At 59.3% G+C, this 23,932-nt stretch carries 16 protein-coding genes and 1 tRNA gene; 3 read left to right on the forward strand and 14 right to left on the reverse strand.

Translation table 11 applies throughout. The features are described from left to right. Nucleotides 1-135: 135 nt before the first annotated feature. Entirely contained in the window at nucleotides 136-1,767 is a 1,632-nt protein-coding gene (locus tag JNN07_00985; protein MBL9166294.1) for an MFS transporter, read from the reverse strand. 2 nt (nucleotides 1,768-1,769) lie between these two features. On the opposite strand from JNN07_00985, the gene hisF reads away from it, so the two are divergent. Next, a complete protein-coding gene (gene hisF / locus JNN07_00990) occupies nucleotides 1,770-2,588 on the forward strand; it encodes an imidazole glycerol phosphate synthase subunit HisF (protein MBL9166295.1) in 819 nt (272 codons plus the stop codon). A 26-nt stretch (nucleotides 2,589-2,614) separates the two neighbouring features. Here hisF and infA read toward each other — a convergent pair whose 3' ends face one another. Both infA and JNN07_01000 read right to left on the reverse strand, forming a co-directional pair. Then, complete coding sequence (infA, locus tag JNN07_00995; protein MBL9166296.1) at nucleotides 2,615-2,827, reverse strand: translation initiation factor IF-1; 213 nt, start codon at nucleotides 2,825-2,827, stop codon at nucleotides 2,615-2,617. A gap of 264 nt (nucleotides 2,828-3,091) precedes the next feature. Then, nucleotides 3,092-4,411: a 3-deoxy-D-manno-octulosonic acid transferase gene (locus JNN07_01000; GenBank protein ID MBL9166297.1), complete on the reverse strand. Its 1,320-nt coding sequence runs from the start codon at nucleotides 4,409-4,411 to the stop codon at nucleotides 3,092-3,094. A gap of 237 nt (nucleotides 4,412-4,648) precedes the next feature. On the opposite strand from JNN07_01000, the gene JNN07_01005 reads away from it, so the two are divergent. Next, nucleotides 4,649-5,233, forward strand: a complete 585-nt coding sequence (locus JNN07_01005; GenBank protein MBL9166298.1) for an HNH endonuclease — start codon at nucleotides 4,649-4,651, stop codon at nucleotides 5,231-5,233. A 183-nt stretch (nucleotides 5,234-5,416) separates the two neighbouring features. Here JNN07_01005 and JNN07_01010 read toward each other — a convergent pair whose 3' ends face one another. The 6 genes from JNN07_01010 to JNN07_01035 form a co-directional block, all read right to left on the reverse strand. After that, on the reverse strand, nucleotides 5,417-8,656 hold the full coding sequence (locus tag JNN07_01010) for an AsmA-like C-terminal region-containing protein (GenBank protein ID MBL9166299.1): 3,240 nt from the start codon (nucleotides 8,654-8,656) through the stop codon (nucleotides 5,417-5,419). An 84-nt stretch (nucleotides 8,657-8,740) separates the two neighbouring features. Beyond that, nucleotides 8,741-10,564, reverse strand: coding sequence for a DUF4340 domain-containing protein (locus JNN07_01015; GenBank protein MBL9166300.1), 1,824 nt, complete (start codon nucleotides 10,562-10,564; stop codon nucleotides 8,741-8,743). Nucleotides 10,565-10,586: 22 nt separating this feature from the next. Further along, entirely contained in the window at nucleotides 10,587-12,101 is a 1,515-nt protein-coding gene (locus tag JNN07_01020) for a GldG family protein (protein MBL9166301.1), read from the reverse strand. 16 nt (nucleotides 12,102-12,117) lie between these two features. Then, a complete protein-coding gene (locus tag JNN07_01025; protein MBL9166302.1) occupies nucleotides 12,118-12,870 on the reverse strand; it encodes an ABC transporter permease in 753 nt (250 codons plus the stop codon). Continuing rightward, a complete protein-coding gene (locus JNN07_01030; protein MBL9166303.1) occupies nucleotides 12,870-13,820 on the reverse strand; it encodes an ATP-binding cassette domain-containing protein in 951 nt (316 codons plus the stop codon). Before JNN07_01030 ends, JNN07_01025 begins: the two co-directional genes overlap by 1 nt. A 450-nt stretch (nucleotides 13,821-14,270) precedes the next feature. Next, on the reverse strand, nucleotides 14,271-16,058 hold the full coding sequence (locus tag JNN07_01035; protein ID MBL9166304.1) for a hypothetical protein: 1,788 nt from the start codon (nucleotides 16,056-16,058) through the stop codon (nucleotides 14,271-14,273). 261 nt (nucleotides 16,059-16,319) lie between these two features. Between JNN07_01035 and JNN07_01040 the strand changes: the two genes are divergently transcribed. Then, nucleotides 16,320-17,249 carry a uracil-DNA glycosylase gene (locus tag JNN07_01040; protein MBL9166305.1) on the forward strand — a complete coding sequence of 310 codons (930 nt, stop codon included), beginning with the start codon at nucleotides 16,320-16,322 and terminating at the stop codon, nucleotides 17,247-17,249. A gap of 28 nt (nucleotides 17,250-17,277) precedes the next feature. Here JNN07_01040 and JNN07_01045 read toward each other — a convergent pair whose 3' ends face one another. The 5 genes from JNN07_01045 to JNN07_01065 form a co-directional block, all read right to left on the reverse strand. Further along, nucleotides 17,278-17,676: a cupin domain-containing protein gene (locus tag JNN07_01045; GenBank protein MBL9166306.1), complete on the reverse strand. Its 399-nt coding sequence runs from the start codon at nucleotides 17,674-17,676 to the stop codon at nucleotides 17,278-17,280. A 37-nt stretch (nucleotides 17,677-17,713) separates the two neighbouring features. Further along, a tRNA-Val gene (locus JNN07_01050) sits at nucleotides 17,714-17,788 on the reverse strand. Nucleotides 17,789-17,883: 95 nt separating this feature from the next. Then, nucleotides 17,884-19,086, reverse strand: coding sequence for an alkaline phosphatase family protein (locus tag JNN07_01055; protein MBL9166307.1), 1,203 nt, complete (start codon nucleotides 19,084-19,086; stop codon nucleotides 17,884-17,886). A 32-nt stretch (nucleotides 19,087-19,118) separates the two neighbouring features. After that, the gene (locus JNN07_01060; GenBank protein ID MBL9166308.1) at nucleotides 19,119-22,583 is read right to left on the reverse strand and encodes a hypothetical protein; all 3,465 of its coding nucleotides are present in this window, start codon (nucleotides 22,581-22,583) and stop codon (nucleotides 19,119-19,121) included. A 133-nt stretch (nucleotides 22,584-22,716) separates the two neighbouring features. Then, complete coding sequence (locus tag JNN07_01065) at nucleotides 22,717-23,910, reverse strand: FIST C-terminal domain-containing protein (GenBank protein ID MBL9166309.1); 1,194 nt, start codon at nucleotides 23,908-23,910, stop codon at nucleotides 22,717-22,719. Between the last annotated feature and the right edge of the window lie 22 nt (nucleotides 23,911-23,932).

Below are 23,932 nucleotides of genomic sequence, written 5' to 3' on the forward strand. Positions count from 1 at the left end.
ATGAGGGCCTCTCTTCGCCGATTTTCCCTGAGCGCTTCTCGCCGTGACCCATACAACCCTTTCACACGCCGAGCATTCATGGGCTCGAACGGAGTCTCGCCCTAACCCGTCACGTCACGGCGGTAGAGCAGCGCCTTATTTTCCGGCCGTCGAACCGCCATCCCCTCGGCCTTTGTCCTTGGGGTCCTCCTCCTTCTCAAACGGTTGACGAAGCACCTTAAGTCCTTCCTCCATCAAGTCCTCGCCCACCTCGGTGACCGCGCTGGTCTGTCGGCGAAAGGTGCGAACGGATACATGCGCCAGGCGGCTCAGGCCTCGCGGGGTGAACATGTAGTAGGCAAGCGAGCTCAGCCCCATCAGCGGGTTGAACTCTCGCATGTTCGACATCACCGCAATCAATTCGCGGGCGGGACGCTCAGCCGGCTCTCGAACAGTATGAAGCAAGTTCAGCACGAGAATGCAGGCGATCAGTGAGCCCACGATGATCACATGGTAGTTGGTCAGCGGCTGCCCCAGCCAGGTGCCCAACTGCTCGGGAAGATGACTCAAAATCCAGGCACCCAGGGGCGGTCCTAAGGCCCAAAACATTCGAGTCAGGCTCAGAAAAACGGAGATGTAATGGGTCTTGTGAGTGGAGGGGACCATTTTGATCATCACCGCAAACTGACACAGCTCAAACCCGGAAAACATAAACCCGGTGATGAAGTAGTTCAGATAGAGATGGGTGTAGCGAGCAGGTCCCGAGAACAGCCAGGAGACGGCCGCGGCCGTCAGCCAGATGAGCGCCGTCGTGATCAACACCGGCTTGTTTCCAAACCGATCACTCAAAGGCCCCCAGGTCTTGAGCGAGATCAACCCACCCAACGTGCTGATCAACGTCAGCAACGTCAGGTCTCCCAACGATCGATGCAGCCCGTTCAGCACGTAGACGCTGTAAAAAGGGTTCCCTAAATAGAGACACATTCCGAAGAGCCCCGTGAACAGAATGAGTCGAACGAAATTTCCATCCCGGAGTGTATCCAACAAACTGACTTGGGCCGCCTCCGGAGGCTGCCTCACCGTCGCGGAGGCCGGCAGCTTCATCCTCAGAAAATAAAACAATCCGCAGAACCGCGAGATCGACGCCGCCAGAAAGATCAGGCCAAAGACGTACAACGCATTTTCATAGGCATCCGCGATCTGACCGGCCGCAAACGTCACCACCAAACTCCAAGTGCCGAAGATCAGGTTCCGTCGACCGAAATACTTCCCCCGAATGTTGAGCGGGACCAGATCGGAGACAGCGGCCGACCACGCAACGGCACTAATGCTGTTGGCCAGAGTCGAGGTCAACACAATCACGGCAAATGCGAGGTCCCTTTGCGGAAGGTCCAGCCAGGGAAAGATGGGCAGAAGCATCCACGGCACCGCATTCAGCGCCACGCCCAACGCTATAATCCGTCGCAACGAGTAACGGGACTGCAGCCATGCCGTCATCGGGGGCTGGATGAAGAGACAAAGAAACGGGGTGAGCGACAGAAAAGCCACCGCGCCATTCCCCCACCCCAAGGCTTTCACCGCAAAGCCGATCAGGAACGGCAGATTGCCGGTGGTCAAGTGAAGCATCGGGACGCTGAAGCACGCTTCGATCGTGCAATACTTCAGCGAGAGCAGCAGTTCCCGTTTTCGAATGGCGTCCACGTCAGGTCTGGCGGGGGTGCAGGAATACCGCCGGACCGATGAAAGCGGCAGCGGGCCGTAGGAAGCAATCTCCATCTTGTCGTCCACTAATGGCTTGTCAGGCGGAGCGGGATTCGAGGTATGCTCCAGCCGTGCTCGCGAAACGCGTCATTCCCTGCCTGGATGTCCACGACGGAAAAGTCACCCGTGGCGTCCAATTCGGCCGCGCTGAGGACGGCGGACTCCGGAACGTCGGCGACCCCGTTGAACTCGCGATCCGTTACAACGAACAAGGGGCCGACGAGATGGTGTTCTTTGACATCACCGCGAGCGCACACGGCCGAGCATCGATGGTCGATGTCATCCAAAGGGCGGCAGACCAATGCTTTATGCCTCTCACCGTCGGAGGCGGGATACGCTCCGTGGAGGACATGCATACCATGCTCAAAGCCGGGGCGGACAAGATCAGCATCAATTCCTCGGCCATCGCTCAACCCGATCTGATCCGCGCGGGGGCCGAGAAATTTGGCAGCCAATGCATCGTTGTTTCCATCGATGCTAAAAAAACAGCCCCCGGTCGGTGGGAGGTCTTCGTTCGGGGAGGGAGGCAGGCCACCGGACTCGAAGCGATCGCCTGGGCGGAACAGGCGGTCGGCTTGGGCGCCGGCGAGATCGTGCTCAATAGCATCGATGCTGATGGCACAAAGAATGGTTTTGATCTGGAGATCACTCGCCGGGTCAGCGAAGCGGTTGGAGTGCCGGTCGTTGCCAGCGGTGGAGCCGGCAAACTGGATCACTTGGCGGAGGTACTCCTTGAAGGCAAAGCCGATGCCGTGCTAGCTGCCAGTATCTTCCACTTCCAGGAATTCACCGTCGGCGACGTGAAACGTCACCTGGCCGATCGCGGGATCCCGGTGAGACTTCGGTAAAGCAACCTGCTCGGTAAGGCAACCTGCTATCCGATTCGGTAGGTAATGCGGGCCTTGTCGAGGTCGTAGGGAGACATCTCCATGCGAACACGATCTCCGACCGTCAGGCGAATGAAACGCTTGCGCATCTTCCCGGAAATATGAGCCAGGACTTGATGCTTGTTGTCCAGTTCCACACGGAACATCGTTCCAGCCAACACGGTCAGGATTCGACCTTCGATTTCGATCGGTTCTTCCATTCTGTCTGTCTCTACAGGGAGCGTTCTCTACATCAGCGCAGTTTTGGTCTGAATTGATAGACGCCCGACTGACTCGCTCAAGACCGAGGTTCGGGCACTGCAGCAGTTCACTTAAGGCCGCTCGGGGCCTTCCGTGAACGCCGCGACCTTCGCCCTGCTGGCTAGGGAAAATCAAGGGTATATTTTCAAAAACCGGGCTGTTCCGGACCCCAAAATCTCCGCTGATCAGGAGCCCCGAAACCGTCTGCCCAGCGAGACCCGCCGCTATTCGATGTGGAGCCCGCCGCCGTTCAGCTTCTGGATCACCATCTCAACCGTGCGTTCGATGGCGCCTTGGTTTTCTTGCACAACGCGCAAGGCATTGCGTCCCAAATCGCTGGATCGCGCAGGGTCAGCTAGCAGATCCCCGATAACCTGTTCCAATTCAGCCGCATGCCTCACTTGAACAGCGCCTTTTTGAGCCACAAAGATCCCCGCAATCGCCGCAAAGTTCTCCATGTTCGGGCCAAATACCATCGGCTTACCCATCGCGCCTGGTTCAATGGGATTCTGACCGCCATGGGCTTTGAGGCTCTTACCGACGAAGATCACATTGGCGCGCTCGTAGAAGTACTTGAGTTCTCCGGTGGTGTTCACCATCAGACAATCCACCGCACCAGGAGCATGGGCGGTGTGCGCTGTGATCTGGGTTCGGTAGACTAAGCGCAGCTGCTGAGCCTCCATGTCGCGCCCCGCATCCTTGGCGCGCTCCGCATGGCGCGGCACCACAATCAGGAAGAGATTCTTAAAACGGGCCCGCAGCTTCAGAAAGATCTCCCCAATCACCGCCTCTTCCCCGGCATGTGTGCTGCCGGCAACGAGGACCGGCGCCGAAGAATCCACCCCGAGCTGCTTCAGCAAGGCCGGCACATCCAACAAACGACGCTCGTCCAGTTTAACGGAATCAAACTTCAGGCTGCCCAAAACGCGCACGGCTTCGGGACGGCAGCCGATCTCGACCAACTTCTCAGCATCCTCCTGGTTCTGACATCCCACCCCAGCCAAGGACTGGAACAAGGGACGAAATAGAAATCCCCAGAACCGATAACCTCGTCGGGACCGTTCGGAGAGCCGAGCGTTAATCAGAAAAGTCGGGATCCCGAGATCGCGACAACGCCAGATGAAATTCGGCCAAATCTCCGCCTCGATCAAAATCACCGCTTCGGGATGGATCGTGCCGAGGGCTTTCCACACCCACGGCTTCCGATCGATGGGATAATAAATCTTTTGGATATGAGACGGCAGACGCTTCTTGAGCTCCCCCATCCCGGTGCTCGTAGTGGTCGAAACCACGATCTTGATGTTGGGGATCCGTGGCTCCAAGGCCTGAATTAGATGCATGCAGATGTTCACCTCACCCACACTCACCGCATGCAGCCAAATGATGTGGCGGTTGGTGAGGGCCTGCTTGACCTTGGCGTCAAAACGCCCAAACCGGTGCCCAAAATTCTCCTTCCATCCACCGCGACGCCACATCTTGAAAAAATAAAAAGGCGCGCTGAGGTAAAAAAAGACACTAAATAAAATATTGTAAATGAATCTCATCCAGTCGTTTCGGCCGCAGTGTAGTGTCGAGCGCGGTGGGATCCAAGGGACAATTTCCCCGTCCTCCCCAAGAATCGGCAGTCCTCGACTCCTGCTTTATCCTCAGATTTGGCTCGCACGCCGTCCACACCTGAGCTACATAACCATGGCAAAACGCCGGGCGGAAGTCCCTTTGTTCACGCTTCCGCGCTCAAACAGGCGTGTTTCTAGGTTGGTGGTGCTAGGTTTGGAAAGCGTATGAGCGACGTCCTAAACAAAGCAACAGTGCTAGTGCTTAACCGCAATTGGCAAGCGATCAACGTCCGCACCCCCGCTGACGCTTTCTGCCAAATGTCCTCTGGAACGGCAACCGCCCTCGAGATACGAGGCGAGGAGGAAATCCGTCCGGTCAGCTGGGAAGAATGGCTTCAATTGCCGATTCGCCCAGAAGACAACGCGGTCCTGACCGTCCGTGGTCCCATTCGCGTGCCCAGCGTCATCGTCGCCGTAAACTACTCCCGGGTCCCCATGCGCCGCCCCACTTTGAACGCACGCGCCATTCGGGAACGAGATGGCAACCGCTGCCAATACACCGGTCGGCTACTCCGAGCCGACGAGGGCAGCATCGATCATATCCTTCCCCGCTCTAAAGGTGGCAAGGACTCCTGGGACAATTGCGTTTGGGCCAGCAAGGAAATCAACAATCGCAAAGGAAATCGCTTGCCACAAGAGGCCGGACTGAGCCTAATACGCGCACCCAAATCACCAGCGGAATTGCCCGTCACTGCATTCATACGCAATTTCCATGGGATAGCTGATTGGCGATTCTTTGTGGCGGATTAGGCTCTACCTGGAAAGCGGGGTCAGTTGGCCGCCAAAGCAGCCCATCGCTGCTGGGCTGTTTTTCTGGCGGAACGGACGCCGCCAGCTTCCTTTAGGTCCGTTAAAACGTCCGATGTTGGCCCAGTCTTGATCCAGATATTCTCGGTGAGGGGTTCGGAGCCTGCCTCCGCGGTAGCTTCGACCTTACTCGGGCGATGAGTCGCCCTCCGAATTCTCCTCTGCTGCCTTGCGCTCCCCCCGTTTGGCATCTCCCGGACCCTGAAACAGATCCTTCAACGTGCGCACCGGATGCAACGGAGCCAAGAGGATCCGAGGTATCATGTAGAGCTGATCGGTTTTGGGCTGATCCAGGGTTCCGGTGATCTTGAACTCAAACAGCTTGGAAACCGGCCAAAAGAGCTTACTCAAAACGAATCCCACCGCAGGCATGTTGCGGAGCAACTCGGCCTCCATGCGCGCGTTGAGGCGCTTGTCGAAGTCAACGGTTCCACCGGCCTTGAGCCGCATCGCGCTGGCGCGAATCTCCAGGTCCTGAGTAAAGATGGTGCCGTTCGTGATGCCAAAGCTGCCGGTGGCATGACGAGCGCGACTGTTTCCCAGCCCCGACGAAAAAGTGTTCAGCACTGGAGACACGAGCGCGAAAAAGGGAATGTCCCAGATCAACCCGTTGGTCAGCTCACCCCGGCCGTACCCGTTCCAGGTGAACTTGTCGCGTGTGTTCGCGTTGGTGATCACAACCTCACAATCCAAAACACCTTCGACCCGATTCGACCTGCTCGAGACGGCCTTCATCAACTGGGACAGAAACACGCCTTGGGCGTTGAGATCGAAACGAAAGTCGGTTCCGCGATCACGAGAAAAATCGAAATGAGCTCCCCCTCGGATCTGCCCCCCATAAAACCGGCCTCGCAGCTGCGTCAGATCCAACCGATCTCCCACCCAATCAAGACGGGTAACCACTTGAGGCAGATGAAAGAGCTTCCAGTTGAACAGAGAAGCATCAACTTCGAAGTGTAAATCATTCTCGTTTCGACGCTTTAAGGTGTCTACCACCCCATTCATCTTTACGAACGGCGGAGCCTGAAACCGATACTCCTCCATGACCTCGGCCACTTTTGGACCGATGGCCCGGCATACCGGTGCCAGATGCACTCGACTCACCACATTGCTCAGCCGAAGTTTCTGCTCGTCCAAATCGAACCAGGCCTCAGCCACCGTGGCTTTTCCTTCCTCGCGATCCATCGCAAGATCACGCGCGATAAACAGCCGATTTGTGTAGCTCAGTGTGCCCACCTGGACCCCCTTGGCAGACTCCCCCCGAAAGCTCATGTTGGTCGCCTGAAAGCTCGCCAAAACCGACAGCAGCTCGGGAGATCGCCATCGCCCTCTCACCTCTCCCTGAATCAGGGGGGGCTCACCAAACTGGAACAGATCGAGTTCATCGTGGGCTGATGAGGCTAGCATCGGCTTGATCGCTTTGAGGTCAATCTGACTCCGGATCCGGAAGGAATAATCCTTCGTCACCTCGTCGGAAAAATGGGCCAGCTCGAGGGTCCCTTCCGGACGAATCGCAACGATGTTAGGAAGCCACCAGACCTGGTTCGAGCTGAAGAAACTCATTGTGGCGGAGGAGAACTCCGCCTTTCGAAAATCTCCCTCCCCCACCCGCATCCGACCGGAGACTCGCAACGATGGAATGGACTCCTCCTTCCAAGGAATCGGCCCCAAGGCAAGGTTCGAAGTGGGACCCAAGCGGTTCAGGAAATGCGACCATTGGGGCAGCCGGATTTCTGCGTCCGCCTTGACCCACGGAGGCTGCTTCCATCCGTACTGGCTGAGCCATCGGGTGGCGTTCGTTCCCAGCAGCGGGCCCAACAGGTGAGCGTCGGTCGTGTTGGTCAGAGAAACCGAGACCAGGCGATTGGATACGTTCAAACTCAACGCGGCATCGATCTCCCCGCGGTTCAACACCCCATGAAGCCGCGAGATGGAGATATCGGGAAACCGCCACCCTCCTTGCAGCTCCATCTCATCCACACTCAGCTTCGGGACCTCCACCCCTCCCAAGGACAGCTCCCATTTGGCCTCAGGAACCGCCAGAGAGTCCAAGAAGGGCTGGCGCAGCCTCCAAATCGCCACGCCATTGGCATCCTCGGCACGATTCCAAAACTCATTGGTTAACGGATTGGTAAACTCCGCCTTGGCTCGAACCCGTTGCGCACTGGCGCTGTTTAGCCTCGCCTGCAATCCCGCCAGCGTGATCTCCCCGGACAAAGGGGTCCAACCGGCCGCATCCACCATCAGCCTTCCATCCACCATCGGCTCCCCCGTCGAACCGCCTGGCCAGGCAACGTGCTGGCCGCTGCTGCGAAGGGTAACCGCAAATCGATCCAACGAGTTGGACGGGCGCTCAAAACGAAGTTGCCCCTGGATGCCATCCAAACTCAGGGTTCGGGTCCTCAGCCGGGAGCAAACCAGCGCGAATTCCCCGGAGCGCGCCAACGGTTCGTCAAGGCGATGAGCCCAGTTCCCCTCCAAGCGCAGGTCATTGGCCTCCCCCCACGGCGTACGACACCCTTCCCCGCTCAATCGCCATCTCAGCTCAAACGGCTGAGACATGTTGACGGGTGGGAGAATTTTTGACCACAGCTCCACATTCGTCCCCGTCAGCCACGGCGAGGTCAAGGAAGGCAACTTGAAATCCAGCTCGGCCTGAAAGCTGTTCGTCTGCTGCAAATCCCCGAGCAGCCGCAGGCTAAGGGAGGACCCAGGAGAAAGCTCACACCGATTGAGAGACTCCGCCACATCTCGCAAGGCTTGTTCGGTCGACACTCCGGATGGGGTTGCCTGCCGCCGCTGGGGCCATCGAATCTCGCGCAAATGCGTGATGTTGGTCAGGTGGGCCTCGATACTGACATCGAGGCCATGGAAGCGGGCGGTCAAGGAGGAGAGTTCCAAGCGATCGGGCTCCGCATAGAGGAGCCTCCCCTCCACCTTCTCGAGAGTCAGGCTGCGGGTCACTTCGTTGCTGCTCGTTAAGATCCACACACATCTCCCTTGGCGAAGGAGGAGAGACTCCGGAGTGAAGACGAACCGGCGCAGATCTTCGCGGCTCAGACGAAAGTCGATCCGATCCACGAACAGCTCAGGACCTCTAGCCCCCGAGCCGCTGGGACGAAGGTGCAGGTCTTCCCCTACAATCCCCTGCATCCAACGAAAACGCAGCCGGCTGTACTCCATGTGCCAGCCTCGGCGTTCCAGGCTTTGCACCAACCTCTGCTTGACCGTCTCGGGCAGCCCGACGTTATGAAGATGAATGAAGAAGGCCGCAATGATCAAGGCCAGGCAAACCACGCCGGTTCGCGCAAAGCGCCAGCAAAAGCGGAACACGGACCGAACTCGACTGGGCAGCCATTGTATCATGGACGGGGCGAAAGAGCGCACTGGCGCCTGCAACCTGCGGTCTGCGAGCAGTCAGCGCGCTCCACCACAAGCGTTTCACGGAGATCAGAACTCGCCGTTCCGACTGAGATTGAGATCCCTCATGAGCGAAAAATAGATATCCATAGGCATCTCAAAGAACCACCATTCATCCCCGAGTTGAGTGGTGGCATAGCGGTAACGGGAAGGCGCCGTCCCGCCAAGTTCGACCGAGTAGCTGCGGGGTTTGCCATCCTGTCGGGTATCGATGGTCAAGCGGTGTCCATTGTCCTTGAACCCATAGGCCGTGCGATTCTCAATTCCGCGCGCGGACCACACACTGGCATTCAAGCGACCCAGCCGAAAAACGGTCTCCTCCAGCGCCAACGTGCTCCGAATGAGAAAACGTTTGGGCCCACCTTCGGCGACCGTCCACTTGCCGTCCGGGCTCCGTACCAACTCCACCTGCTGCCCCTCCTGCTCCACCTTGATCTTCACCACCTCGTTGGTGGCGAAACTCCAGATTTTCCGATCGCGCAGCTTCCAAGCCACATCCGGCAGCTTTTGGGCATCCCCCAGACGAATTCCATACACCGAGGCCTCATCGGGTCGCCGGGCATAGACCTTTTCCTCCTGCATGCCCCCCAACTCAAGCTGGGCCAGCACCGCGTTCGAGGAAGCCACCCCCAGGAGGTTGGTCAGGGTGCCGCGAAGAATCCAAGTGTAGGTGGGGGGATCCAGCGCATACGGCGAAAAATCAGTCACGATGTCCTTGGTGAACTCCAACACCCTCAAATCCGAGATGGCACTGATAATGTCGTGCATCAACTTGGAATCGGCGGTCCCTGCCCCGGGCTGAATGCGCCACAGCTCGGCCCCCTCCCGACGAACGCTGAAATTCTCCGGCCCGCGCACCTCAAAACTGTCCACCGCTTCAGGCACGAACGAAAACATCCGAGGATCGCGCAGGTCGCGCACCGAGACGCGCAGTTGCTCAAGGATCGCCCGCGGGAGCAGCACCAGATTGTTGTTCACGGAAAGTCTCGCGTAAACGAGGTTGGCATCGTTGGTCGGGGAAGACCCAAACTGCACCGAGGCCAAGGTGTTGGTATCGGCCCCCACCCGACACTCCAAGACCGGCGGCTGCAGTCCAAAAGGCTCCAGGTCGATCCGCGGGTTGTCGCTGACAAACTGCGCCACCTTGATGGAATAAATCTCCTGAATCAACTTGCTCACGGCCGCGCCGTTGGCCCGAGCCTGGAATGGTTTCCGCAGGACGAAGCCGTTAGTCAAATCCATGCCAACCGTAAATCCAAGGGTGGCATTGCTCACCGAAAGCCACTCGAACCCAAGCCCCGCCAGGCGCATCATCGAACGATCGCGCCAATCATCCGACGAGACCGGAAGCAGCTCGAGCAGCTGCGCAGGCAGCGCATAGACCCCCGGAGAGCCGACCAGCTGGGCATACACCTGCTCGCCCGAGAGGGTCTTAGCCCCGATCTTCAACTCCGCCCGCAACGACGATTGCACCAAAGTGAGGATCGCCGAAGGCTGATCCAGCCCGAACTTATTGGTCGCACCGGAGGTGTCCGCCGCCGCGCCTTCGGCGACCAGAAAATCGCGGTTTAAGGTCTGAACGTACTCGAGCAGAGCCTGAACCGAGAGCTTTTGCGCCGGATACGAGATCGGGGCCAGATACTCCCAACCTTCGTTGGTTCTCTGAACCTGCAGGATGAAGGAGTTGGTGCGCTGAACCTGCACCGTATCCACTTCGATGGCCCGAAACTCGGACAGCAGCCGCTGCGAGGCCTGGCGATCCGCAGTCGAGGGCGTATGGCGCTCGGCAAACCAGATGTAGGCCAGCAACCCGAAGGCGATTCCTACCAACCAGAATGTGGATCTCCATCTCATGATCGATGTGGCTTTCGCGCGCTTAGGACCGCCGTCTCAACCAGACAAAAAACCCGAAGGCGAGCACGGCTCCAGGCATCCCCACTAAAAACATGACCATCAGCAGGCGTTGCTCAGACTCCTTCATACTGAGCCGGAACTCGTGATAGGGCTGGGTACCCACATCCGCCAGCAGCAGCGATCGATCCACCAGCCAGTTAATGGCCGACTGCGCAAACGCGGAGTTTCGAGCCGAAGCGATGAGCTGGTTGCCAAGGAAGAGGGAATCCCCCACCACCACCAACCGCGAGGCGCCGCCGCGAGCCGCGTCCACTCCGGGCAGACCACCACGCTCGACCGCCACCGCGATGGGCACATTGGTCCTCAACGCGGACAGAGGGCGGGCCTCAACAACCTCAGAACGCTGGGTGGCTGGCTCATAGATCATGCCCTGCGGCCCAGTGGTGAACAAGGGCTCCACCGTCACTCGGTCGGTTGTGCCGGCCGCCCGCGGAAGCGGGAACACCGATCGCGGGAGCATGACGTGGACCAAGGAATCCGACGAGGCCGACAGCGAAGCCATGATGGGATGAGGCGAGAAATCACCAATGACCAGATCCCTTCCTCCCCCAGCCAGGCTGGTGCTTTCCTTGTCCCGAACATTGTCGAAGCCCACCTTGACGCCAAACCGACGCAGCATGGCCTCGAGCCCGGTTTCTACCTGGACTCCGAGCACATCGAACAGCATCAGCGCACGCCCCCCGTTCTGAAGGTAGTTCTCAATCGCGTCAATCGCCTCGGGCGAGACCTGGCTGCGGGGCCCCGCAACCACCAGCAAGCTGCAGTCCTCGGGGACGGGCCGACCGTCTCCCACGCGTAGGGTGTCCCACTCAATCCCTCCCATCTCCAACAAACGAGCGAACTTGGAGAAACCGCTTTTGTCATCTTGATCCGTGGGCAGCGGTCCACCCAGCCCTGCCACGAAATAAGCCTTCAGCTGCCGTTGCGAAGCCAGGTAGTAAATGGCGGAGGTGAACAACAGCTCGCCTTTGAAGTTCTTGCGCTTGATCTCCTTGCTCTGGCCCGTCATCAGCGGGCTCAAATCATACTCGAACAGCTCCTTCTGGCTGATGAGCTTGATCCGTCCCTGCGACTCGAAGATCACAAAGGAGTTTTCATTGGCCGGGATGCCGTATTTGGACTTGATCAGCTTGGCCTCGGGGGTGTCCCGAAGAGGATCCACCATATCAACGATTAACTTGGTGGTGACCGAGCGATACTCGCGCAGCAGCTCCTTGACATCGCTATAAAGGGTGTCCTCGCGGGAGTAATAGCAAGTCACCCGAATCTCGTTCGTCAGGGTGGTCAAAATCCTACGACTCAGGGGAGACAGCTCCGCACGATCGTTCAATCGAACATGATACCTCTGATAATGACGGGTGGCGAGGTGGTTCAACATGACCACGATCGCCAGCAGGGAGAGGATCCCAACCAGAACGTTAATCCGTTGGCTCCACTTCCTCGAGAAGGAAAAGCTGGGTGGAAGTTCGTCGCTCATCTCATCTCATGTCATCTCATTTCCACCGGCGGCTCTCCACGACTCGCTTGGTGAAAAACAGGAAAAAGGCAGTTAACGTCACATACAGCACTAACGGGCGGGTATCGATGATGCCCGAGGCAAAGTCCTGCATCTGCTCAATCAATCCCACCTGCGCCAGCCAAAGCCCTCGCGTGCTCGCCTCCCCGCTGTAGGCCAGCGACAGAAAGCTAACCAGCAGCATCGCCGTGCCGGCGCTGAACGTCAGCATGGCCGCGACAGTCTGACTCCGGGTGAAAGCCGAGGCCAGACAACCCATCGAAACGAACACCATGCCTAGCAGCACAATCCCCAGGTAAGACGAACCCACCGCACCATAATCGAGCAGCAGCGGGTCATGGCTAAACCGCCGCACCAGCCACAGGCACGGCAACAATGGCAACCAAAGACACACATAAACCACCATGGCTCCCGTAAACTTCGCAAGCACCACCGCACTGTCCTGAACGGGCGTCGTCATCAAAGTCTCGAACGTGCCGGTAGATTTTTCCAAAGCGAAGGAGCGCATCGTGATCACCGGCGGCGCGAGCAACAGCACCAGCCAGAAGGGATAGCTCCCGCAGAACAGCTCGGTAAGCGGCCGATGAGCAGGCTCGTCGCCCAGTGAGGCGATCAAGATCACAAAGCTCAAGCCGATCAGGAACATCGTCCCCGCCACCACGATGTAGCCCGACCAGGACAGAAAATGGCTACCGATCTCGCGCCGAACCAATGTCCAGTAGGCCTGCATCAGAAGCTTTCCTCCTCGCGATTGGTATGGGTCACAGCCACAAAAATATCCTCCAAGGAGTGGCGGCTGCGCGTCAGCTCTCGAAGCTGCCAGCCTCGATCTCGCGCCATCAGGAAGACCTGAGTCCTCAAATCAACTCCCTCCCGAGGAGTGAGGGCACAACGAAAAAAATCCCCTTCCGCCGGCGACACCAGATAATGCTCCACTTCGGACATCTGCTCCCAACACTCGTTGAGCACCTCCAACGGGGCCGCGATCTCGGCGATCACCTGCCCGCTGCGGCTCAGCCGACGCTGCAGTTCCTCCGGAGTGTCCGCCGCCACAATCCGTCCCTCCTTGAGGATGAACACCCGATTGCAGGTGACCTCAACCTCCGCCAGGATATGCGAGGAGATCAGAACCGTATGCCGCGCCCCTAGATCCTTGATCAGCTGCCGCACGGATCGGATCTGATTCGGATCCAGTCCGCTCGTGGGCTCGTCCAAAATGATGAGCTCCGGCTCGTGGATCAGCGCATCCGCCAGGCCCACGCGCTGCTGATAACCTTTGGAAAGTTGTCCCACCAGGCGCTTCTGAACATCCAGGAGATCACACTGGCGCATCACCGTCTCAAGTCGCTCCCGCGTCTTCACCTGGCTCAACCCCTTCAACCGGGCCCGGAACTTGAGATACTCGCGGACCCGCATGTCGCGATGCAGCGGATTGCTCTCCGGCATGAATCCGATGCGTCGCTTCACTTCGTCCGGTTGCGTGAAGACATCGTAGCCCGCCACTTTAACCGTGCCTGACGTGGCTGGCAAAAAGCAGGAAAGAATGCGCATGATCGTGCTCTTGCCCGCGCCGTTATTTCCCACCAAGCCAACGATTTCTCCCCGTGCAACCGTGAAAGAGACGCCGGACACAGCAGTATTCCCATTATACCGCTTAACCAGGTTTTCGACTTCAATCATCGCGTTGCCGCTCATCAGTGAATGCGGAGGTTAGTCGAACCCCCTGGTGGCGTGCCAATAAAAACTCTTGCGATCTAGGAACCCGCAGGGTTCTCGCCTTCGGGGCTGTAGGGGACGAGGTTGACGAGCCCTCGGGGGTTGTTACATCCCCCTGCAGTCCCGAAGACTGCCAACGAACGGTATCCCCACAAACCTCGTAAGTGATTGCCAAAGAGCGGCCCCCCTCAGCCCGAAACCAGGCCCGAGCGGACTTACACCGCAGAGACGGGTAGAGAGCAGAGAGGGAGAGCAACTGGTGAACCACTGATCCCACGGATTAAGAATCCTGAAGGGATCGGAAGTGAGCGGTCTTCCTCACTCCATCCTGTCCAACGGCATAAAAAAGTCCGCCCCCCCAGGTGGGAGGACGGACTCGCTAAAACTGCCTACCGGCGAAAGAACTCGCCCGGCTTACGAAGGGCTCGATGCCTCGGCCTCGGGTTCGGTCGTAGCGGTCGAGGTGTCCTGAATCGGACTGGAGGTGGTCACTTCGCCAGCATCCGCAACCTCAGGTTCAACCGCGGCCGCGGCCGGCGCCGTCGCGCTGCCGGCAGCGGGAGCTGCAGCCGGGGCTGCAGGGGCCTTCACGGGCTTCGGGATCGGTCGCTTGGCGGTTTCCATCACGCCGTTCGCGAACTCGATGACATGCCCCTGGTGAATCAACCAGTGCAAGTCGGCCACAAAAGCCTGGAGTTCGGGAGAGATCGGGGCACGCTCGACAGCCGCAGGAGCCGGCACCGCCTCCCCTGAGGGAGCCGCCGCCGCGTCCGCTGCCGGTGCCGCCGCCGCTGGGGCTTCCACCGCCGCCGGAGGAATCGCGCCCGGCATCAGGCCATCAAACAGATGCCGGCGAGTGCAACCCGGCTTCGCGTTGATGAAGTTGACGATTTTGCGAACGCCCTCGCTGACCACGTTGGTATCCAAATCCAGATAGTGCGGACGAGCCACCGCCACATGGGTCAGTGTCTTGTTGACCTTGAAGAACTGCAATCCACGGGAAGCAAACTGCTGGCTGAGCAAGGTGGCAATCTGCAGCGGAAACCGACGCTGAGAATCATAGGCGCTGCGGACCAAGCGTTGAAGCGCAGGGTTCTTCAGAGCCTTCACCGTCACATGATTCAAGGTCACCGTCTCGACCGGACGAATCAAACTCGCCAGATGCACCTGGCGGAAATGCTGGTCCACTTCCTCCCGACTGCCGAGTTTCAAAGGCTCTGGAACGTTCAGACAGGCATACTCAGACTTGAAACTCTGATCTTCGACCCATTTCTTAACGACCGCTTCGTCGCGAACGATCTTCACCCGCGCCTTGAACATCTCGAAGGGCATGCGGGAGAACCGTTCGGCGTGGAGCCGTCGCAGCTGGTTCTGGTAATCATGGTGATTGGGAGGCCCCAGAATCACACCACTGATCCCGCACTGGGCAACGAAGGTGTAAACGCCCTTGGGAGGGTCGATCGGCACCTTCTCCACCTGATAAAAGGTGGCAAAATGGTGATCCAGCACATGCTTGATGGCATCGGCCTCGCTGAGCCAGAGGGTGTCATCCAGGGCGCAGGTAAAGAGCGGCTGCATCGGTGTGCCGTCGCTCTTCTTCTTGATGCCCAAAACCACACCGTGACGCTCCGGCTTCTTCAAAATCATCTGTGCGATCTCGAAGAGCGGGTAGGCGCGCCCCGACATCTTGATCTGGCGGGCGAGCGAATCCACGCCCTTTTCATCGGGATGCAGGCTAACTGTCAGCTCCGGCAGCGGCAATGGTGCCGCCTCGGGCCGACGATCACGGTCACGATCACGCCCAAAACCAGGGCGCCCACCGCGCGACTGTCCCTGGCCTTGACCGCCGCGCCAAGCGCCCGCCGGACGAGGCCCTCCGCCAGCGCCTGACTGCCCCTGAACACCAGGTGCGCCCGGTCCAGCAGCCCCACCCGGCCTCGGTCCAGAAGGCCGACGATCACGACCACCCCCAGGACCGCCAGGTCCACCCGGACCGCCGCGGCCCGGAGCCCCACGACCAGGCCCACCCGGCGGTCGGAACCCGCGAGAGTCCCCGCCGCCTTCTCGGCGGCCACCGCGCCGACGATCGCCCCCCTCCTCGCCCGTAAAATGGGCATAGCGGTTGATGTCAGGAGACTGCTGAGCCCAGGCAGGCAAAAAGTGCAGATCCAGGTTCAAATCGTTTTCAGGCGTATTGCTCATGTGATGACGACGCGACGCAGCTGCTGATTGGGTCACGCCAAAAAGTTAAGACTCAGCATGCTGCACCGTTCTGGCGAATGCAAGCGCAGGAAGGCAAAGATCCGGGAAGAAAACTACGAACGACAGACTAGGGGATTCCAGGGGCCCTTCCTCCCCGCTCCTGGGCTCACCAGGAACACACCTCCTGGGCTCGCCCAATTGCCCTTTAACCGGCTCAGTTTTGGCGTGCGCGCCGCGCCAAAAAGACCTTAGATCAGGGCCATGCCGCTCGAATCGGACCAAAATCTACTGCTCGACGCAGCTATCTCTCATCTGGAAAGCCTTAAACGACAAGGGATAAGATATATCGAGGTCGACCAGCAGCTACTGCGCGAGCTCAGTACGATCCAACCATCGCCCCGCCCGGCAGCGATCCTCCCTGCCCCCACCCCTGAGCCCCAGCCCAGCGCGGCCCCGTCGGTGCGTCCAGTCTCCCCATCTCCAGCCATCGCGGTAAGACCAGCCCGTCCGGCAGTCCGGCCGACGGCAGCACCTCCAGAACCGATCATTCGCCCGCTAACACGGGAGCAAAAGGAAGCCGCGTTCGCTGCCCTCCGAGATCAAGCGTCGAAGTGCGTGCTCTGTTCGCACTTGGCCGCCAGCCGTCGCAATGTCGTGTTCGGAGTTGGCGATATTCACGCTCGCCTTATGTTCGTCGGCGAGGCACCCGGAGCCGAAGAGGACGCGCAGGGAGAGCCATTCGTGGGAGCCGCAGGACAACTGCTTACTAAAATCATCCAAGCGATGGGGCTTAGTCGAGCCGGGGTGTACATCGGAAATGTCCTGAAGTGTCGTCCCGACACGCCGGGGCAGTCCTATGGAAACCGCAAGCCGACACCCGAGGAAATGGGCACCTGTTTGCCCTATCTCCAAGAGCAAATCCGAATCATCCAACCAACGGTGATTGTCGCGCTGGGTGCCACAGCGATGGAAGGACTGTTCGGAAAGGCGCCCGTTTACATCACCAAGTTGCGGGGCAAATGGCAGGATTTTCAGGGGATCCCGGTCATGCCAACCTATCATCCTTCGTACGTGCTCAGGAACCAATCCCCAGTGACCAAGCGTGAAACTTGGGAGGATATGCTCGCAGCCATGGAGCGCCTCGACCTGCCGATCAGCGAAAAACAACGCGGCTATTTCCTGAAGGGCTGAGCCCAACAGCTGGACTCAACTGCTCTCCTCAAACGGGAATCAGGACCTCGCGAACGACGTCCGGCGACTGAGGGTCGTGGGCACAATCGCTAAAGGAGAGTATGACCAAAGGTTGGTCGCCGGTATTCTGGATGGCATGGGCCACTCCGGGCGGGAGGAAAAATCGAACGACCTCTGCGGGAGCTACCTTCACGTCGCGCACCTCGCCAGAATGACCATCGCGCAACCGAACGAGAGCGGGACCAATGAGCACCATCACTTCTGTCCCCTGGCGATGATAATGATTCCCGCGCACGCCACCAGGGGCGGTTAGGACCAGATGGGCGTTCTTTTGCAGCGGAAGCTCGGCCGGCCCCAAAGGTTCAAGGACCAAACCACGCGCATCCGCAAAACACTTCAGGGTTTCAAACGTCGCAGTAGGTTTCATCGTCGACAAGGGCCGATAGAAAAAGGCCGGGAGAAGATGGTGCGCGCTGCAGGATTTGAACCTGCGACCCCTTCCGTGTGAAGGAAATGCTCTACCACTGAGCTAAGCACGCCCACGCACGGTGAAATCTAGAGGGCGCGAATAACTTTTCAAGCACTTTTAGCAGAAGCCCAAGGCTCGAGAAGCAAGTGAAGCCGACATCCTCCCTCACCGAGGGGCGGACGCAACTCCTATCACCTCAGGCAGCGGCTTCGCACTCCGGGGAAACGCCCCATGAAAGTCCTGCCCCACCAAGGCCGCGACCGTCGCGGCAACCTGCGCTTGGAGGCACAGCGGAGTCTTGGAACGCTCGCCCAGCGCGGGGGTATCCGGCCCCAGGACGGCGAACCAAATATAAGCCGAGTCCGGAATTTCCTTTCCATGGTTTCGCCACGCGACCGGGGCCGGGCCCCGGCCATGATCCACAGTGATGACAAAGCTCGTGTTACCACGATACTCGGGCAAGGATTGAACCAGAGCCCAAAGCTCCCCAATAAACCGGTCAAACTCGGTGGCGGCCTTCAGATAACGCTCGTAGTGCCCTTCGTGAGCCCAGTCGTCCGTCTCGCCAAAAGACACATACATAGCCCGGGGTTTGAGCGTCCGAACCGCGTGCTTGGCCGCGTATCCGACAAAAGTGTCCAGCAGCACTCCCGACCAAACCGTCCGGCCTCGCTCCACCATTTCGTTCAGAGCGGATGGCACCGGCAAACGTTCCGTCCCCTCAGGCACGTCAAATCCACTCCAGACCGGAAACCCAGCGCGTGGCGCGTTCAGAATCCACGGCAACACATCCCAGTTCACAGCCGCGGCGACGCGGCCACGGAACTCGGGTCTCCCTTCCAGCCACTCAAACACATTGGTGTTGGCATTGAGAATTTTGTCATTGCTCCGAACCGCAGGGTCCGCAAAGCCCGTCAGGAACTCGTTATATCCGGGATAGGAAAAGTGATGCCCATTGCTGACGCGCACATCGCTGCCCAGATCGCGGTTACCCCAGATCTGGCCCTGTTGCGCGACGGTCCCCCAGAGAAATGGCAACAAGGCTTCGCGGCGCTGAGCGGGAGTCGGACGATGGTACAGCTTCGCAATGGCGTTACTGTTCCCCACATTTCCAAACTCCTTGGTGAGCGCGAAATCCTCCGCGCCGCGAAACACTTCCTGCCAGCGCAACCCATCCGCGGTAATCAGAAAGACGTTGCGAGGGTTCGCTTCCGCGGCGGCACACTCCAGCCAAGCGCCCCCCAAAAAAGAGAGGAAAGCGGCGATCCAAACAGAGCCACGCTGCCGCGTCGCTAGCGGCAGCCCGCTCGTCGAGGCTCGATCAACGGGAAGGCAGGACGAAGGAGGGAAATCAAAGTCTCGGTCCATAAGGTTGCTTCGAAGTTGCGGTTACAGTTCGTTCAAGCTGGCATGGCAGTCTCAGTGGTGCGCGTTGTCGCGTCAAGCGAAGCGGATTTCTGAATCAACGGAGCCCACCGCGCAGGCCACCACCCATCTCGCTCGCCAGGAGGTGGCTCCTGAAACAATTCCAAAGCCACCGTCTCCCCCAGCTTACGGTAGCTTTCCCACTGGGACTCATCAAAGAACTGGTCAAGCGTCGTCTGTTGAGGGAAGTCGGCGTTGCCACGCTGATAAGCGAGCAAATCAGGCGACAATCCCTCCGTCAACCCCGGCTTGACGAACAGGAGCGTGGAGCGGGTTCCTTCCGGATAATCGACCCAAGCCAACGCGGCATGGGCGCGCACGCGGCGCGGTTCCAGGTCCGACTCCGACTCCCTGCGGGGACGCAAATCATCCAAGATCCCAATCCTACCCGGCAAGCTGCCGTGACCGTCATCGGCCCGTGCGCCCTTCTTCCGAGCCATCACGGCAGCGCACAGCCGCGAGGGCGCCACGTGAGCGAGCAACTCGTCATCACCCAGAAAATGAATCTCCGCCCCAAAATCCAGCCGAACCCGACGGATCAGGTTCGCAATGTCGTCGAGGTTTCCCACTGGATCAGCTCCCGCGTCGCTCATCAGGATGAAAGGCACACGACGCCGGATCAACTCGTACCCAGCCGTGTTCTCGAAATGCCCCCCGTCCGACAGATACCACCGATCCTCGTTCGTGATGCTGAACTCGCCGAAAAACTCGTCGCGAATATAGCTCTGCACTGGGAACAGCCCGCCCCAGGATAGTTGCTTCTTGGGAGAGAACTGATTCCTCCACCAGTAACCGAGGCGAATATTGAAGAGACCACACAGCAAGCTCGTGCCGAATGAGGTCCCGCTCCCTCCACCCACATTCCCCATGCCCGTGGTAAAAGCCGCGCCGGAAACCCCCACCCAGGCACCCAGCGACAAGGATTCAACTTCGATGATCCGAGCGGAGTCGGGCATCGTGACGCGCTCCGGAAGCCCGCCCAGAGAGACGGCATTCTGGGTGCCGAAGGAGAGCCCCGCCGGTCCCCGACACAAATTGAGTCCTTTGGCGGAATCGGACTGCATGCCGGTTTCCAGGCGGGTGGTACAGTTCAAAGCCACGTTGACCAGGTGCAACGGGCCACCGTGCTCGTAGGGTTTATAGTCCGCCCATCCCAGGTCGTCCTGCGGATGAACATCATCCACCGTGATCCCCGGATCAAACCACCGACGCAGGTTAGACGCCCCTTGATAAGCCCGCACCAGCCGGGCGGTGTAAAAGGAATGGAACGAGGAGAGATTCAGGAAACTGGCGGTATGCCCAAACATCACCGTCAAGATCAGCCCCAGACCCGTGGCCAGCCCCAGATCGAGCACAGACATTTGGCTGCGACGCGGCCAGGAGATGACGCCGGGTTGATCCTCACGGATCCCGATCAAATTGTCATCACTCAGAAAGGCCTTCGGCCCACTGAAAAACTCCTCATAGAGCCGGCCTCCAGGACTGTCTGGAACGATGCTCGCTCGAGCAGGCCGAGGCAGACTGTCCTCAAAAACACGGTCGGCAATATGCCTGGGCAGTTTTGAAAAAGATCCGACCGGAGCCGGGACCGCAGGCTCGAGCGCGACGTCGGCAGCCAAGGCCCCTGCCGGATCCGGGTTCATCCAACGCCACGCTATGCCGTGCCCCACGATCGAGACCGCCAGCGTAAGAACAAAAGCCAGCAACAGTCCGGCCCCGAGGGCCATGATCTGCAACGACCCCGCGAACCGGCTCTCTTTGCCGCCACCGAGCAGCGCCAGGTTGCGTCCAAATACGCCCAACCCGCCGATCCCCAACAAGCCGAAGATGGCAGTCACGAGATGGGCCAACCCTCCTTCATAGGCCACCAAGGCATAAACCGATTGCCCGAGGGAATCCACGATAACCCAGCCGAGCGCAGCTCCAAAGATGAGCAAAGAAGCCCGAAGCATTCGAGAGGTTTGACTGCGCAGCCAATGGGCCAGGGCGACGTAGTCCGAGTTTCTGCCGGAGCTTTTGCGATTCTCCATGTCCCGCTGCAGCACGTGGAACACCAACCGATACACCCCGGCCATCAGGCTCAACGTAATGAAGGCCCAGAACAGCGGCCGACCAGAGATCAGTATCGATCGGCCCGATTCGCCTAGGGTGTTCAGCGCCAGCATCGTCGCTGTGGTGGCCACCAACAGCAACATGTCCACCCCCACGACCCGAAGCAATCGACCGAGTCTCCATGAACCGATCCATCGGCCCCAAAACGAGCACCGAGGCTCCATCGATTCTGCTCGCAACGCGAGGTTCCAGAAGGTGAAGCCCAACATGGCCACCGCATAGGCCTGGGCGAGCGGTTCGGGGCGCTGGTGCGCGAACGCATCATACCAAAGCACGGGCAATACCATGAGCGCCAGAATGCTCAGCACCAAAGGCGTGCTCAGCAGGAGATTCGAGCCCTTGGCAGTAAAGCAGCGAACCATGCCCAAGCCACAGGCCCACAACGTGGCCAAGAAAGCCATCGCCGCTGCTCCTACAAAAAGGAACGAGATGCTGCTGCCAGGAAAAGCGACCGCCACCCCCACACCAAATGTCATCGTGACAATATTCACCCCGGCCACCCAGATGAACTGTCTCCCCTCACCCGCCTGCGACAGCCAGTAGGCCACGCCTAGGGGCACAGCCATCGTGAGCAGCACCAGGAAAGGAACAAAGGACCAAGAAGACCACCACCAATGCGGCCCAGCAAACCCGGCGAGCCGAACCTCCCAGTCGTGGAACAAGGACCAGGAATCGAGCATCGCTCGCACGAGATGGCTGGCCAGGAAGGCGGTCAGGACTGTGACCAGCATCACCAGTAGAACCGCCAACCAGTTCCGAGTGAAAATAGCGGCCGCCAGGGTGGTGCCTCCCGTCCCCTTGGGGGACATGTAGTTTCCGCTTTGCCTCAACCACCTCAGCGGAGGTGAATCGTTGTCGGCCAGCGCCTGACGGACCTGCTCGGCCCTCGGCAAGGCCGCCACCCGCTCCACAAACGCCCGGGTGTTCGCCAGGCTGTCCTTGACGGCGGAACTATCCCCGCCAGTGCCCGACTCAGCCTTAAACTGGGTCCAGTCGCGAGTGAAAAGACGCCCAAAGAATCCCCCGAAATAGCCTCCCCCCGACACCGTGGAAAGGTAGTCGACACGAGTCAGCAGTCCACGACGGGCCAAACCCTGGAACAATCCCAGACAGAACGTGGCGCTGCGGATCCCACCGCCCGACAGCGCCACTCCCGACGCATCCGATGGCAGTTCTCGAAGGTTTGGAAGAGGTGGTTGCCCAAGTGCTCGACGCCGCTGGTCGACCAATTCCAATTCCCTGCGCTGCAACTCGAGGCTCCAGCCTTTCATCGGCACACCCGCCCCGGGATCCACACTCTCAGTTCCTTCTGAAGATGCGCTATTCATAGAACCACCCGCTCGTCTCGAACCATCCGATCCGCCAACGTCTTCCGTGCCTTGCGTCCCGGGACCCATCAAAGTCGGCGGGTACCAAGGAGCGCGGTTGTAGCAGTGGAATGGTCAAAAACCAAGGGCTGATTCAAGCGGAGTGCTGAACGAACAAGGCCACCGAAGCGGTGTAGCCATGAAGGTAGTTCTTGCCCGCGATAGGACCCAACTCGCCATTGCAAAAGAAGCCTACCAAACCCAGAGGACCAAAAGCCTGCTGAACCCGATGAGCGTCGTGATGCACACGGCCAAAGAGTCGATACCCGCGCCCATTGCAGCTGCACAAGCACCCGCCCAGGACTCGCGATCCTGAGAGCTGATTCTGAGATCGTCGCAGGGTGACGGTCATATCCTCCGAGCTCGCCTCCGCATCACGCCGATGAAACTGCAGCGTCTGCCCCGGCCGCGGCAGGGCGCCAATCGCGATCGCACCCGTTTCGGCATCCGCCGCCAAAATATTCCGAATCAGAAAGTCCCCCCGCTGAAAGTCGTCCTGATACTCGTTCATCGCCAACCCGACGAAGAGATTGCCTCGGGTCACCGCCTGCAAGGAAGCTGGGAGAGCGCTTAGAGTTTCGAACAGGACCTGGTAGGCGGGCCGATTGCCGATCTCGAGGATCACGTTGCGCTCCGTCTTCGTGATCGTCCAGGCCTCGCCGATGGGGGTGCATCCCTGAGAGATAACCCCAACCATTCCCACCGCTCCCGAGAACGCGAGGGCGACTCCCCCGTCCTCGTAGACCTTGCCGTTGCAATAGATTTGAGTCTTTCGCGCGGCGTAATCTCCGCTGGCTAAGCCGCCAAGGATCGGCACCCCCGGAAATGCGTCGTTCCACTGTCGGAGCCAAACCTCGGAATTCAACGTGAAGGGATCCGCAAATACCAGCCAGCTCTGCACTGTTTCCGGGGTCCGTCCGGTCTCCAGATGCCAGTAGCCCGCGCCGTTCCATTCCTCGACTTGCTCTTGGTTGAAGCGGATCGCTTCCAACTGGGTGTCTGGAAAATAGAACAACCCGACAGAAATGCCGGCCTCCTCCTCGATCTCGCGCTCTCCCGAAACCAGGCTATTGCCAGAACAGCCAACCAGCCACGGGATCCGCGCTTCAACCCGCAGAATGTCCAGGAGTTTCTCGGCGACCGAGAAATAGCGAGGCGAGATAAATACCAGTCCTAGGCTGACCGGATGAGGGTGAAGCTTCGAGCACAGGTCCCGGCACCATGCCGCAAACCGCGCCTCGTCGGCGTCTCCAGTCCAATAGCCCGCGATGGAAAACTCATTCTGCAAGCGGATTTCTGGCGGAGGAAAG

The organism is Verrucomicrobiales bacterium, assembly GCA_016793885.1.
In the GTDB taxonomy this organism is placed as follows: Bacteria; Verrucomicrobiota; Verrucomicrobiia; order Limisphaerales; family UBA11320; genus UBA11320.